Origin of the sequence: Micromonospora palythoicola, assembly GCF_036689795.1 — a bacterium.
Taxonomy (GTDB): domain Bacteria; phylum Actinomycetota; class Actinomycetes; order Mycobacteriales; family Micromonosporaceae; genus Micromonospora; species Micromonospora palythoicola.
This window is the reverse complement of the sequence record NZ_JBAGKI010000025.1, coordinates 16414-30538: the sequence shown is the minus strand read 5'-3', so window position 1 is coordinate 30538 and position 14125 is coordinate 16414. Positions and strand designations below refer to the sequence as shown.

Sequence of the window (14125 nt, the reverse complement as noted above, 5' to 3'; positions counted from 1 at the left end):
CTTGTTCGATGATTCCCACGTACGCACGAAGCCTCGATTCGATGGGGTTGACGATGTCTACGCGCTGCCTGGGCGTCCTGATGTGCCTCATGTCGTCGCTCCCTTCGTGCGGTTCGCTGGTGAGTCAATCGGCATCGATGGCCGACGGCAACCGGGTTTGATGGGCACCGCCGCCTCGGGAGGGCGGAACGCTGGCGGGTCAGGCCGTGGTCACGGCTTCTTCGAGAAGGGCTGGGCCGCTCGGCGGGTACGCCGGAAGTACGACCAGCCGGCGACGGGGAGCGCCACCGCCCACGCCAGGAAGATGGGCAGGCCGACCAGGGCGCCGGTGATCGTGAATGGATCAGCGGGGCTCGCCTCGGCGATACCGACATGGTTCGACACCGGGAGCATCGCGTGCGACGGGTTGACCGGTGCTCTGGGTGTCCAGCCGCGGGCACGGGGGCCGGGTCAGCGCGAAGTACGACGCGGCGGCCACCAGCAGCCCAGCACCCCAGAGCGTGTAGCCGCCCATCTCCAATGCCAAGCGGGGAAACGGGCCGCCGAGATCGCCTCGGATCCAGGCGGTCATCCCAGCGATGCCGAAGTACGCGGTCAGGCTCGCCCCTGTGAACAGGCCAGGACCGAGCACCAGCCACCGAGGCACCGCCCGACCGCGCAGCGGCCCCGACCAGGCCGGCCAGACTCGACCCCAGCGGTGCGCCAGGGCCAGCGGCAACAGCGTGCCGGCCAGGCCCATCAGCACCATGAACACCGCCATCGCGGTCCACGACATGCCGCTCGCCCGGCTCGCTGCGGACGGCCAGCGGCCGACGATCGTGTCGCTGAGCCACACGCTCATCCGAGCCAGGAAACCGGCGACGGCGAGGTAGGCGCCGGTGAAGGCCCAGGTGGGCGCCGGCTCCAACCGGCTTTCCGGTGACCTTCCGTGGGCGCGTCCGCAGGCCGCGCAAGGCTGTGCGGCCAGCCGCCGCTCGCCCGCGGCGATGATCAGGCAGAGAATTCCGCCGATGATGCCGCTGCCCGTCACCAGCAGGCTGGCGAGACTGCCGGGTCGGGCGCCCTCGAACAGCAGCGATACCACGACCACCGGGAACAGGAACGAGTACCCGCACAGGGCGGCGCCCGCGACCGCGTTGAACCCGGCGAGCACGTAGCGGTTGGCGTCGCTCAGCTCGCTGCGGGCGGTCACTGCTGCGCTGAGGCATCCGACCGCCGCGAGGGCGCCGAGCACCACGGGAACCCATCCGCCGGGAAAGTAGGATTCCCGACCGTTCAGGAAGCGTGGCCCACCGTTGGTGGTGAACGACATGTGGACCAGGGTGTATGCGATCTGCCACACCGCAGCGACGATTCGAAGGTGCCTGTTGATCGTCACGGCTCGGCCACCATGGTCGCGGTCCCCGTACCGTTTGTCGCGGTCATCGCGAGTGACAGCGACGTCGTCGCGCCGTCCGTGCCTCTTCATGCGCTCACGGTAGGAACGAGCAGCGCCGGGCCACCTCCCCCGGAGGAGGGGGCGTCCTCCCTGGCAGTGGTGATTCAGTGGCTGCCCCGGCGGGAAGGTGGCTGCCGTCCGCACCCGCGAGGGCCGACGTGGATGGCGGCTGACCGCTCGGGCCGCGACGCTGCAGGAGGCGCTGCGCCTGCGGGGTCGGTCAGCTGATGTAGTGCAGGATGACGTTGTGGACGTGGTGGCTCTTCTGGTCGCCCCGGAACTCCACCTCGTAGGTGTGCGTGCCGACGTGGATGGCGATCGCGCCGGTGGAGAAGAACGAGCCACCCCAGGACTTGTTGCTGACCACGCTCACGCTGGTGATCTTCGAGTACGGGATGCTGGTGATCGCGTACTTCTTGCCGACGAACGAGCGGTCCTGGATGATGACGCGCCGGTCGGTCAGCCCGATGAACCCGGTGCCGGTGCCGACGGCGTCGTAGACGGCGATGATCTGTTCACCGTCGAGCAGGCCGCTCTGGATCTGCTGGAACTGTTCCTTGCGGTCATAGGTCGCGTTGGCCATGAAGCCCACGGTAGGCAGCGTCCGCCAGCGGACGCACCGTCAGCTCTCGGTGACCGCGCGGTAGGCGTCCTCGATGCGGGCGGCCAGGAGGACCTCGCCCTCGGAGAGGGGCTCGTTGCCGTGCCCGACCCGGATCTGGGTGTGATCGGCGCGCCGGCTGATCTCCGGTCGCAGATGCAGTGCGTCGGCGACCACCTTCACCCGCTCGGTGAGCGCCGCGTGTTGCGTGTCGTCGATGACGAGAGTCCGTCGGATCTGCTCGCCCTCACGCGTCCAACCGGACAGTAGGGTGAGGGCGTCGCTGAGGTAGTCGTGCTTCGTCCGACCGCCGAACAGCGCACGCATCACCGCTCCTCCCAGGCTTCGTTGCCGGCTTGTGGCCAAATCGTCGCCGCCCCGTGTCTTTGTCGGTGCTCCTAGTCTTACGTCGCACGGAGGGTGTGTCCACGCCCACACTTCCGGGTATTCCTGGCCTGACGGACGACCACGCTACCCAAACCGCCGATTGATCTGGCACCCTGGACGGCCGTGCGGACCGAACGGGCGAACGGCGGCGGAAACGCCGTACGGCGCGATCCGAAGGTGATCGTCGGCGCGGCCATCATCAGGGACGGACGGGTGCTGGCCTGTGCCAGATCCGCCCCGCCCGAGGTGGCGGGCATGTGGGAGTTTCCCGGCGGCAAGGTGGAGCCGGGTGAGACCGAGACGGCGGCGCTGGCCCGCGAGTGCGTCGAGGAACTGGCCGTACGCGTGGAGATCGGTGCGCGCATCGGCCGTGACGTCCGGATGGCACACGGCCGGTCGGTGCTGAAGGTGTACGCCGCCCGCCTCTTGCACGACGACGAGCCTCAGGCCCTCGAACACTCCGCCCTGCGCTGGCTCTCCGCCACCGACCTGGACACCGTCACCTGGCTCCCCGCCGACGCCCCCATAGTCGCCGCCCTCCGCCCCCTCCTGACCCCCTGACCACTCCGCGTTGACCGTTCCGCGTTGATCATGAGGTTAGCGGCAGTTGTCGATCTCCACGATGCCGCTAACCTCATGATCAACGGTGGCGGGACGTGGCCAAGGCCTGGCGCACGATCCAGGGGATGTAGGCGGGGTCGAGGGTGTCCTGCCAGGTGAAGCGGAGGATTGTCCAGCCGGCGTTGGCCAGGCGGTTCTGGCGGCGGCGATCGGTGAAGATTGCGTCCGGGAGGGTGTGCGGGGCCTGGCCGTCGGCCTCCGCGATCACCTGAGGCGCGCGCCAGCCGAGGTCGCCGATGCCGAGCAGGTATCCGTCATCGTCGCGTATCTCCAGTTGCAGCGCGTCGGGTGGCACCCGGCCGTCGACACAGCGCAGCCTGGTGCGGGTCTCCAGCGGGGACTGGGCTCGCCCGTCGGCCTCCGCGAGGTATCCGCGGGCCGCGATCGCACCCCGTCGACGCCTGATCTGGTGGGCGATCGACGCCAGGTCGTCTTCGACCAGCAGTCCCCGGTTCAGAGCCGAGTCCAGCACCGATACGGCCGGATACCGCCCCACCCGCAGGATCACGTCGCCGACCGTGGCGATGGCGTCTGTGGCGGGCAGCCCGTCCAGGCTGACCAGGGAACCCGCCGGGTGCCCCAGTTGGTGCAGTACGACGTCGGGCTGCCCGACCCGCGCCCGCTTGGCGGCCGTCCCCGGCAGACCGACGTGGATCTCGTCGGACCTCGGCAGGCCGGCTATTCCGTGGAGTTCGGCAGCGGTGCCGTGGACCGCGTAGGCGGCCGGTCCCAGCGACATGAGGGCGGCCCGGACCTGTTGGCGCCGGGACGGCTTGACCGCCCAGACCGGCTGCGGGAGATAGATCGCCCGAGCCGGCGACTGCCACCGCCCCGAGGTGACCAGATTGTCGACCTCATGCCGGGTGTACCCGTACCCCAGTGCCTGCTCCCGGCACACGAGCCCGTCCTGCCCCGCCGCAACCTGCCGAATCCACCCCTCACGAACCATCCCCCCAGGCTGGCGAACCTCCCCGCCCTACCGCAGCCCCTGTGGACAACCCTGTTGATCATGAGGTTAGCGGCATCGTGGAGATCGACTACTGCCGCTAACCTCATGATCAACGCGGAAGGGTGCAGGGGTTAGTGGTGGGGTTTGTCCTGGTCGGGGTGGGCGAAGTTCAGGTGCTCGGGCGGGAGGGGGAAGGTGACGTCGTCGCCGAAGGGCGACGGAGCCGCGGCGCGGTCGAAGGTCAGCTCCGTGAGGGGGAGCTTGCCGCTGGCGTCGACCGCGGGGGCGGTCGGGTGGGGCACCTCGCGGTGCCAGTTGACGCCCTGCTGGGCCTGCACCTCGGCCTGGGCGTCGTGGGAGCCGCCGGCGTGTGAGTGCACACCGCCGCCCGCGGCGCTGGAGCGCACCGCGCCCGGGGAGTGTCCGCTGGTCACGCTGGTCTGAGGCACCTGACCCCTCCGGAAGATCTTGCTACCGAGCCACACAAGTGGATCGTACCTGCGGTCGACGACCCGTTCCTTCATGGGGATGATCCCGTTGTCGGTGATCTTGATGTGCTCGGGGCAGACCTCGGTGCAGCACTTGGTGATGTTGCAGAAACCCAGACCCTGCTCGGTCTGCGCGTAGTCCTTGCGGTCGGTCCTGGTGTCCAGCGGGTGCATGTCCAGTTCCGCGGCCCGGATGAAGTACCGGGGTCCGGAGAACGCCTGCTTGTTCTCGTCGTGGTCACGGATCACGTGGCAGACGTTCTGGCACAGGAAGCACTCGATGCACTTGCGGAACTCCTGCGAGCGCTCCACGTCGACCTGCTGCATCCGGTAGTCGCCGGGAGCCAGATCGGCCGGGGGAGCGAAGGCGGGCGTCTCCCGCGCCTTCTCGTAGTTGAACGACACGTCGGTGACCAGGTCCCGGATGATCGGAAACGTCCGCAGCGGGGTCACCGTGATCGTCTCGTTCTCCTCGAACGTCGACATCCGGGTCATGCAGCCGAGCTTGGGCATCCCGTTGATCTCCATGGAGCAGGAGCCGCACTTGCCGGCCTTGCAGTTCCACCGGCAGGCCAGGTCGGGCGCGTCGGTGGCCTGCAACCGGTGGATCACGTCGAGGACCACCTCGCCCTCGTTGACCTCGACCGTGTAGTCCCGCAGGTCGCCACCCTCGGCGTCACCCCGCCAGATCCGGAACTGGCGCTTCGTCCCCATCAGCGGTTCTCCTTCTCGACGTCAGCGGCGGCGGCATCGGCGGCGACGAGGGCGTCGAACTCGGTGAGCTCCTCGTCGGTGAGGTACTTGGCCAGCTCGGCGCGGTCGAACAGGCCGATCAGCTCGGAGCGCATCTTCGGCAGCGGCTTGCGCTCCAGCCGGACGGTGTCGCCCACCAGCGAGCAGACCAGGTTGACCCGCCGCCACTGCGGATCCATGGTGGGGAAGTCCTCGCGGGTGTGCCCGCCGCGCGACTCGCGACGCTCCAGCGCCGCCTTCGCGGTGCACTCCGAGACGACGAGCATGTTGCGCAGGTCCAGCGCCAGATGCCAGCCCGGGTTGTACCGCCGACCGCCGGAGGCGCTGACCTTCGCCACCCGCTCGCGCAGCTCCGCCAGGCGGGACAGCGCGTCGGCCAACTCGGCCTCCCGTCGGATGATGCCGACCAGATCCCCCATCACCGCCTGGAGGTCCTGCTGGAGGGTGTACGGGTTCTCGCCGGTGTCCCGCTGCAACGGCGCCAGGGCCGTCTCCACCGCGGTCTCCACCGCCGCCACCGTCACCCGGGGCCGACCGGTGAGCTGGTCGACGTAGGTGGCCGCGTGGCCCCCCGCCCGCTTGCCGAAGACCAGCAGGTCGGACAGGGAGTTGCCGCCGAGCCGGTTGGAGCCGTGCATGCCGCCGGAGACCTCACCGGCGGCGAACAGCCCCCGCACCGCGCCGTACGCGGCACCGCTGTCCGGGTCGACCTCCACTCCGCCCATCACGTAGTGGCAGGTCGGGCCGACCTCCATCGGCTCCTTGGTGATGTCGACGTCGGCCAGCCCCTTGAACTGGTGGTGCATCGACGGCAGGCGACGACGGATCTCCTCGGCCGGCAACCGGGAGGCGATGTCCAGGTAGACGCCGCCGGCCGGCGTACCCCGACCGGCCTTGACCTCGCTGTTGATCGCCCGGGCGACCTCGTCGCGGGGCAGCAGCTCCGGCGGGCGCCGGTTGTTGTCCGGGTCGTCGTACCAGCGGTCCGCCTCCTCCTCGGTCTCCGCGTACTGCTTGCGGAAGACGTCGGGGACATAGTCGAACATGAACCGCTTGCCCTCGGAGTTCTTCAGGACGCCACCGTCACCGCGTACCGACTCGGTGACCAGGATGCCCTTCACCGACGGCGGCCAGACCATGCCGGTCGGATGGAACTGGAGGAACTCCATGTTGATCAGGGTCGCCCCGGCCCGCAGCGCCAACGCGTGACCGTCCCCGGTGTACTCCCAGGAGTTGGAGGTGACCTTGTAGGACCGGCCGACGCCGCCGGTGGCGAGCACCACGGCGGGGGCCTCGAAGAGGACGAACTCGCCGGACTCGCGGTAGTAGCCGAAGGCGCCGGCGACGCGGTCGCCGTCGAGCAGCAGCTCGGTGATGGTGGTCTCGGAGAAGACCTTGATCCGAGCGTCGTACGAACCGTGCTCGCGCTTGTCCTCCTGCTGCAGCGAGACGATCTTCTGCTGGAGGGTGCGGATCAGCTCCAGACCGGTCCGGTCGCCGACATGGGCCAGTCGGGGGTACTCGTGGCCACCGAAGTTGCGCTGCGAGATCCTGCCGTCCTTGGTGCGGTCGAACAGCGCACCGTAGGTCTCCAGCTCCCAGATCCGCTGCGGCGACTCCTTGGCGTGCAGTTCCGCCATCCGGAAGTTGTTGAGGAACTTGCCCCCACGCATGGTGTCCCGGAAGTGCACCTGCCAGCTGTCCCGGCTGTTCACGTTGCCCATGGCCGCGGCGGCGCCGCCCTCGGCCATCACCGTGTGCGCCTTGCCGAACAGCGACTTGGAGATGATGGCGGTCTTCTTGCCGGCCAGCCGCGCCTCGATCGCCGCGCGCAGGCCGGCGCCGCCGGCCCCGATCACGACGACGTCGTAGTGGTGTCGTTCGATGCGAGTGGTAGTGGTCGTCATGTCAGGGGCCCTCAGTTGATGAACCGCAGGTCGGAGATCCACTCGGCGGAGACGGCCATGACGTAGAAGTCGGTCAGGGCCAGCGTGCCGAGCGTGATCCAGGCGAGCTGCATGTGCCGGACGTTCAGCCAGGAGACGTATCCCCAGGCCCGGTAGCGGACGGGATGCTTGGAGAAGTTCTTCAGTCGCCCGCCGATGATGTGCCGGCAGGAGTGGCAGGAGATCGTGTACGCCCAGAGCATGACCACGTTGCCGAGCAGGATCAGGTTGCCCAGCCCGAAGCCGAAGCCCTCGGGGCTGTGGAAGGCCAGGATCGCGTCCCAGGTGTTGATCAGCGAGATGATCGCGGCGAAGTAGAAGAAGTACCGGTGCGAGTTCTGCACGATCAGCGGGAACCGGGTCTCACCCCCGTAGGAGGCGTGGCCGTCGGGCACCGCGCAGGCCGGCGGCGACAGCCAGAACGACCGGTAGTACGCCTTGCGGTAGTAGTAGCAGGTGAGCCGGAACAGCAGCAGGAACGGCAGGGTGAACGCGGCGTCCGGGATGATCCACCAGCCGGGCAGGTACCGCCCGAAGTGGGCGGCCTCCGGCAGGCACCGGTCCGTCACGCACGGCGAGTAGAACGGGGTCAGGTAGTGGTAATCCTCGACCCAGTAGAAGTCGTGCATGAAGACCCGGACCGTCGCGTACGCTACCCACGCGCTGAGCCCGATGACCGTGATCAGCGGGGCAAACCACCAACGGTCCGTCCGCAACGTCTTCGCCGCGATGGCGGCGCGTGCGCGCACACCCCGCGGTTTCGTTGCCGATGATGTCATTCGCGTCGTCTCCCTGACGGGGCCCTGTCACGGGCGGCGGAACACTTACGGGCGGCACGCGGACCCGGGCGAACCCGCACCCGCCTGTCGCGTCATGCGCACACCAACGACCGCGCCGGCGTACCGGAGCAGCTAAGTGACACACGTTACGCCGATCTAGGCGGGCCGTCCGCGCAAGGCAGTGTCCCGTGTGTCCCGCACTTTGGAAAGCCTCTCGTCAAGATCGATATACGAGCGTGCGGAAAAGATCGACAAACGGTCAGCCGGACGCCCCGCCGGTGAAGTTCCACGAGGCCAGCCGCAACGACGGCCCCTCCCACCAGACGCCGTCCGTCCGGTCCGGCAGGCGTACCGAGCGCCGGCCCAACTCCAGCACCGACCCGGGGGCGAGCGCCCGCGGGTACGACTCGGTGAAGCGCAGATCGCGGACCGCCCGGGTCACCCGGCCGTCCTCGACCAGCCACAACCCGTTGCGGGTCAGGCCGGTGACGACCAGACTCAACGGATCCAGGACCCGGGTGTACCAGAGGTCGCTGACCAGCAGGCCGCGCTCCATCCGGGAGACCAGGGCGGCGGTGTCCGGATCCCCGATCGCGCCGTCCGTCGCCGGGCCGCCGGTGACCAGGGCGGCGGCCGGCGGTTCCGGATCGACGACCCCATGCCCCCCGGCCAGCGGGGCACCCGACGAGTCGGTTGCGCCCGCCGTGCCGGCCGGGGTGAGGCGTAGGTTGCGCGGAATCGGGCCGAAGGTGGCGCCGCCGGCCCAGGCGTGCCCGGTCGAGGCGACCCCCAGCTCGGCGGCGCTGCGCCGATCGTGGGCGACGGCCCTGGTGGTGCCCGCGTCCACCAGGGTCAGTGCCCGGGTCGGAGTGCCCTCCAGGTCGAACGGCAGCCCCGAGACCGCCAACGGATCGTCGACCAGGGTCACCGCGCGATCGAACTGGGCCGTACCGGGGACGGCGAAGGACTGACGTTCGGCGTACCGCCGGCCGTTGAAGCCGTACCAGGCCAGATTCTGCAGCAGGTCCGCGACGGCAGCCGGCTCCAGCACCACCGGATAGCGTCCGGGTGGCAGCTCGACCGGGTGGGCCGCCGCCCGGGCCTTCGCCGCGGCCCGCCGGCCCAGGCCGGCCCCGTCGAGGTCGGCGACCCGGTCGGCGTGCTGTCGGGCGGTGCCGTCCGCACCGCCGGCCCGGGCGATCCCGTCCATCGCCGCCTCGGCCGCCTGCCCCTGCGCCGAGTGACCAGCCGAGTTGGCGAAGGCCGTGACCCGGTGACCCGTGCGGCAGTAACCGGCGGTCACCAACCCGCCCGCCGCGTCCACGAACGCCCGGACCAGGGCGGCCCGCTGGTCCGGCCCCGCGTGGGCGGTCGCCGGATCCCATTCCGGCGCGGACGCCACCGGTGCCGCGGGGGTGAGTCCCGGCCAGGCCGGATCCGGCGGGGTGAACCGGGCCGCCGTCAGCACCCGCTCCACCAACGCGCGCAAGCCGTCGGCGGTGACCGCGTTCCCGCTGCCGGCGGCGGTACGCCCGGCCAGGTGGACCCGCAGCCGGACGTTCACGGAGGACGCGGCCACGTTCTGGTGGATCGCCGAGTTGGCGAACCGGGTCAACGCAGACTCGGCCCGGACCACCGTCACCTCCGCCTGGGCGGCCGTCCCGGCGAGCCGGCTGACCAGATCCACCACCCGGCCGGCGAGGTCCAACACGGCGTCACCGGCCCGCACCGGCGTGCCACTCACGCTGTCTCCTCGCGGTTGGCGACACCGCCCGGCGGCACCACCGCGCATCGACGGGTCGTCCGTCGGCGGCCGGTCATGCGCGTACCCCCACCCGGACGTTGCGGAAACGCGCCGGGGCCGACGGGTGCCCGGTGTGCCCGATCTGGCCGGGCTGACCCTTGCCACAGTTCGGGGTGCCCCACGGGATCGTCTCCGAGGAGAGCATGTCCATCGAGCGCCAGAACAGCGGGCCGATGCCGGTGTAGGTCGGGTTACGCACCATCCGCCCCCGCCGGCCGTTGCGGATCTCCCAGCCGATCTCGCAGCCGAACTGGAAGTTCAGCCGTTTGTCGTCGATGGACCAGGACCGGTTGACGTCCATCAGCACCCCGTTGTCGGTCGCGGCGACGATCTCCTCCAGGGTGTGCGGACCGGGCTCCAGGCCCACGTTCGTCATCCGCACCATCGGCAGCCGCGCCCAGCCGTCGGCGCGTACGCTGCCGCCGTGGTCCAGGCCCGCGACGGCCGCCGAGTCCCGGCCCGCCAGCACGCCCACCCAACGACCGTCCCGCACCGCGTCGCGCTTGACCGCCGGTGAGCCCTCGTCGTCGTAGCCGAAGCTGCCCAGCGCGCCGGGAATGGTCGGGTCGATGGTGACGGTCATCAGCTCGGAGCCGTAACGCAGCGAGCCGAGCTGCGCGAGATCCAACCACGAGGTGCCGGCGAAGGCCGCCTCCCAGCCGAGGATCCGGTCCAGCTCGATGGCGTGCCCGACCGACTCGTGGATCTGCAGGGCCAGCTGCTCGCCCCCGAGGATCAGGTCGGTCTCGCCGGTGGGGCAGAGCGGCGCGGTCAGCAGCGCCCGGGACTCCTCGGCGATCCGCGCCGCGTGCGCGCCCAACTCCAGCGAGTCGACGAGCTCCCAGCCGGTGGTGCCGTACTGGCCGCGGTAGCTCGGCCAGGACCGGCGTTGGGTCTCACCGGCGCCGACGGAGGTGGCCGAGATGCCACCGCCGCACTCGCGGATGCGCTGGTCGATGCGGTGCCCCTCGCTGGAGACGAACCACTTCGCGGTGTCCCAGACCTGGTAGAGCCCCTCGGCGAGGTCGGCACCGTGCTCGGCCATGGTGCGGGTGGCCGCCACCAGCAGGTCACCCTTGACGGCGAGGGAGACGCGGAGCGGATCCACCTCGCAGGGTGCGGACCAGCTCGCCGTGACCGGGTCGACCGCGACCAGGTCGACGGGCGGGCCCGGAACCAGCGCGCTGGCCGCCGCGGTCCGCGCGGCCCGGTGGCCGGCGTCGCGCGCGGCCCGGTCCGACAGCTCCGGTACGGCGTGGAAGCCCCAACTCGAACCGACGAGCGCGCGGACACCCAGGCCGACGCTCTCGTCCTGGGTCAGTGACTCGATCTCGCCGTTGCGGGCGGACATCGATTCGTAGCGCCGATGCATCACCCGGACGTCGGCGTAGCGGGCGCCCGCGTCCAGCGCCGCCTGCACGGCCACCTCGGCCACCCCGAACTCACTCATGGCCCGACCCTAGGCCAGCCGACTGACAACCGTCAGGGTACGAGATCCTCGGGGCGGACCTTCGCCTTGACGGGTGCGTTCAGCTCGAGCACTGCGCCCCGCCCGGCCGCCTGATGCTCGACGTAGTGACAACCATGCCGCTGATAGAGGCGGAGCCCGCCGGTCGACTGCTCGACCAGCAGATACCACTCGATGCCGGCGGAGGCGTAGTAGTGCATCTCGAGGACGTTGTCCGTTGCCGCATTGCCGGGCGAGATGATCTCGCAGACAAGTCGAACGTCGGCTGCCTCGATGTACGGGTCGTCCAGGTTGACCGGTCTGATGAGCACCAGATCCGGGATCGGAATGCGCCCTGGTCGCAGCCGAACGTTCACCGCTTCCAGCAGTTCCAAACCGACGGCTTCGGCCGCCGCTTCCAGGATGTTGCCCAGCTTTCGTGATATCCGCTGGTGGCGTGGGGTGGGGGCGGGGGTCACGTGCAGGCTCCCGTCGAAGAGTTCGACGCGCTGGGAGGTCTCGCCGAGGGCGAGGTACTCCTCCTCGGTCCACGGGCCCTCGTGGTCGAACACCGCCACGGTCATGGTCACCTCCGCTCGTCTCGCCGGGATCCTGCCTGCCAGGTCGTCTCCATCGTCGCACCCTTCGTGCGAGTGGCACGGCGTCGAACGTAGCCGCGGCTCACGTGCCGAGGTGGGTGCGGAGGAAGTCGAGTTCGAGGCGGAGGAGGCGTTCGGCGAGGCCGCCGGTGGCCATGTGGGTGGCGCCGGTCAGCGGCAGCACCGAGTGCGGCCGGCCGGTGGCCAGCAACGCCGCCGACAGCCGCAGCGTGTGCGCCGCCACCACGTTGTCGTCGACCATGCCGTGCACCAGCAGCAGCGGGCGGGCGTGTGCCGGGTCGGTGACCGGCTCGGCGGCCAGTTCCACGAGTGAGTGGTGCGCGTAGACGTCCTCCCCGTCGGCGGGCAGACCCAGGTACCGCTCGGTGTACGCGGTGTCGTACAGGGCCCAGTCGGTGACCGGCGCGCCGGCGATGCCGCACCGGAACAGCTCCGGATGCCGCAGCACCGCCAGGCCGGCCAGCCAGCCGCCGAACGACCAGCCACGCACCGCGACCCGGTCCAGGTCCAGGTCCGGGTGCTTGTCGGCGAGCGCGGTGAGCGCCTCCACCTGGTCGAGCAGGACCACGTCGGCGACCCGTCGGTGGATGGCCTTCTCGTACGACGGGGCGATGCCCGGCGTGCCCCGGTTGTCGGTGACCACCACCGCGAAACCGGCGTCGGCCCACCACTGCCGCTCCAGCCAGGCCGAGCGGGCGGCCACCACCTCCTGGTGGCCCGGCCCGCCGTAGACGTCCAGCAGGACCGGCAGCCGGCGGCCGGTGACGTGGTTGTCCGGGTAGAGCACCGCGGCGGGGAGCCGCCGGTCGGTCACCCGCTCCAGCAGCGGCAGCGGGGAGTAGCTGGGCGTGGCGGCCAGCGACCGCAGCGTGCCCACCTCCCGATCTCCCTGGAGCACCGTCCACCGCACGCCCGCGTGATCCAGCGAGGCGCTGCCGATGACCAGCACGCCACCACCGACCGCGCCGACGTGCCAGCCGGCGTCGCTGGTCAGCCGGCGGGCGTCCACCCCGCCGCCGATGCTGGTCCGGACCCGGAACAGGTGCTGTTCGCTCGGTTCGCCGTCGCTCGCCTCGACCAGCAGGTCCGCCGGACCGCCGCCGCCGGCCAGCCGGCCGACCACCCGGCGCACGTACAGCGAGGGCGGGGTGAGCAGGGTGCCGTCGGCGAACAGGCAGCGGGCGTCGTACCCGTCGTGGGCCAGCTCGCCACCGACCAGCACCCGCCCGTCGGGCAGGTGCGCGGGGGTGCCCGGGATCGGTTCGACCCAGCGTGGGTCGGCCAGCTCGGCGTGCACCTGGGTCTCTCCGGTACGCGGATCGACGGCGAGCACCAGACCGTGCTGCTGGGCGCGGCGCAGCACGGTGATCAGCGGGGCGCCCTCGCCCCAGTGCACCGCGGTCAGGTACGGGTAGGTCTCCCGGTCCCAGTGCACGTCGACCCACCCGCCGTCGAGGTCGAGCAGGTGCAGGCTGACCTCGGCGTTCGGGCCGCCCGCCACCGGGTACGCGACGCTTGTCGGCGGGCTGCCAGGCTGCGCCGGATCGTGCAGGTGCCAGCGGGGCAGCCGAGTCTCGTCGACCCGGGCGGCGAGCACCGAGCGACCGTCGGGAGCCCACCAGTAGCCGCGGTGCCGCCCGAACTCCTCGGCCGCGATGTGCTCGGCCAGCCCCCAGAGCACGCCGGAGTCCTCGCCGGCCAGGATGGTGTCGGCGCCGTCGCTGTCGATCACCCGTAGCTCGCCGCGGCGGACGCCCTCGGCCGCGTCGGTCACGTAGGCCAGCCGCTGTCCGCTCGGGTCCGGCCGGGGGTCGAGCACCGGCCCGACGGTGGGCACCTCGATCACGTCGCCGTGCACAAGGTCGGCCCGGAAGAGCCGGCCGGCCAGCGAGAACACCGCCACCCGACCGGTGGCGTCGAGGGCGTACGAGCCGATGCCGGAGGCACTCAACCGCAGCCGCTCCCGCCGGGCCCGTTCCCCCGGGCTCAGCGCGTCGGGGTCGGCGTCGGTGCCGAGCAGCGCGCCCGGATCGGCGACCAGCCGTTCGGTGCCGGTCGCCACGTCCAGCAGCCACAGCGCGTCGGCCGGATCCTCCGGCCCGGCCGAGCGTAGGAAGACCACCCGGGCACCGTCTTCGGCCACGGAGACGGCACGCGGCGCCCCGTGGCTGAACCTGCGGGTGCGGGCGGCCAGCTCGGGAAAGTCCACAGGCCAGATCGTAGGCCGGTACCGGGCCGGATGTGAGCGACCTGCGCGGACGCGTCTGGGCCGGTGGGCGAGAACCGCCGGTT

Annotated in this window: 13 protein-coding genes; 1 reads left to right on the top strand and 12 read right to left on the bottom strand. The window is 70.8% G+C overall.

Annotated features, from left to right (window positions below; genetic code table 11):
- Positions 1-210: 210 nt before the first annotated feature.
- The 4 genes from V5O40_RS13860 to V5O40_RS13845 form a co-directional block, all read right to left on the bottom strand.
- Positions 211-384, bottom strand: coding sequence for a hypothetical protein (locus tag V5O40_RS13860; protein ID WP_332905802.1), 174 nt, complete (start codon positions 382-384; stop codon positions 211-213).
- On the bottom strand, positions 344-1378 hold the full coding sequence (locus tag V5O40_RS13855) for a hypothetical protein (protein WP_332905801.1): 1035 nt from the start codon (positions 1376-1378) through the stop codon (positions 344-346). Before V5O40_RS13855 ends, V5O40_RS13860 begins: the two co-directional genes overlap by 41 nt.
- A 280-nt stretch (positions 1379-1658) precedes the next feature.
- Positions 1659-2021 (bottom strand): PH domain-containing protein, encoded by a 363-nt coding sequence (locus V5O40_RS13850; RefSeq protein ID WP_093405480.1) that lies wholly within the window; start codon positions 2019-2021, stop codon positions 1659-1661.
- Positions 2022-2060: 39 nt separating this feature from the next.
- Positions 2061-2366 (bottom strand): 4a-hydroxytetrahydrobiopterin dehydratase, encoded by a 306-nt coding sequence (locus V5O40_RS13845; protein WP_164447772.1) that lies wholly within the window; start codon positions 2364-2366, stop codon positions 2061-2063.
- Between the two features lie 183 nt (positions 2367-2549).
- Between V5O40_RS13845 and V5O40_RS13840 the strand changes: the two genes are divergently transcribed.
- A complete protein-coding gene (locus V5O40_RS13840) occupies positions 2550-2987 on the top strand; it encodes a (deoxy)nucleoside triphosphate pyrophosphohydrolase (protein WP_332905800.1) in 438 nt (145 codons plus the stop codon).
- 79 nt (positions 2988-3066) lie between these two features.
- Here V5O40_RS13840 and V5O40_RS13835 read toward each other — a convergent pair whose 3' ends face one another.
- The 8 genes from V5O40_RS13835 to V5O40_RS13800 form a co-directional block, all read right to left on the bottom strand.
- Entirely contained in the window at positions 3067-3996 is a 930-nt protein-coding gene (locus tag V5O40_RS13835) for a hypothetical protein (protein WP_332905799.1), read from the bottom strand.
- Positions 3997-4127: 131 nt separating this feature from the next.
- Positions 4128-5198, bottom strand: a complete 1071-nt coding sequence (locus V5O40_RS13830; protein ID WP_332905798.1) for a succinate dehydrogenase/fumarate reductase iron-sulfur subunit — start codon at positions 5196-5198, stop codon at positions 4128-4130.
- Complete coding sequence (locus tag V5O40_RS13825) at positions 5198-7144, bottom strand: fumarate reductase/succinate dehydrogenase flavoprotein subunit (RefSeq protein WP_332905797.1); 1947 nt, start codon at positions 7142-7144, stop codon at positions 5198-5200. The genes V5O40_RS13830 and V5O40_RS13825 overlap by 1 nt, the downstream gene beginning before the upstream one ends.
- An 11-nt stretch (positions 7145-7155) precedes the next feature.
- Entirely contained in the window at positions 7156-7962 is an 807-nt protein-coding gene (locus V5O40_RS13820) for a hypothetical protein (protein WP_332905796.1), read from the bottom strand.
- 259 nt (positions 7963-8221) lie between these two features.
- Positions 8222-9706: a TldD/PmbA family protein gene (locus V5O40_RS13815; RefSeq protein ID WP_332905795.1), complete on the bottom strand. Its 1485-nt coding sequence runs from the start codon at positions 9704-9706 to the stop codon at positions 8222-8224.
- A gap of 73 nt (positions 9707-9779) precedes the next feature.
- Entirely contained in the window at positions 9780-11216 is a 1437-nt protein-coding gene (locus V5O40_RS13810; RefSeq protein WP_332905794.1) for a TldD/PmbA family protein, read from the bottom strand.
- Between the two features lie 32 nt (positions 11217-11248).
- On the bottom strand, positions 11249-11797 hold the full coding sequence (locus V5O40_RS13805) for a Uma2 family endonuclease (RefSeq protein WP_332905793.1): 549 nt from the start codon (positions 11795-11797) through the stop codon (positions 11249-11251).
- 97 nt (positions 11798-11894) lie between these two features.
- A complete protein-coding gene (locus V5O40_RS13800) occupies positions 11895-14042 on the bottom strand; it encodes a S9 family peptidase (protein ID WP_332905792.1) in 2148 nt (715 codons plus the stop codon).
- Positions 14043-14125: the final 83 nt, after the last annotated feature.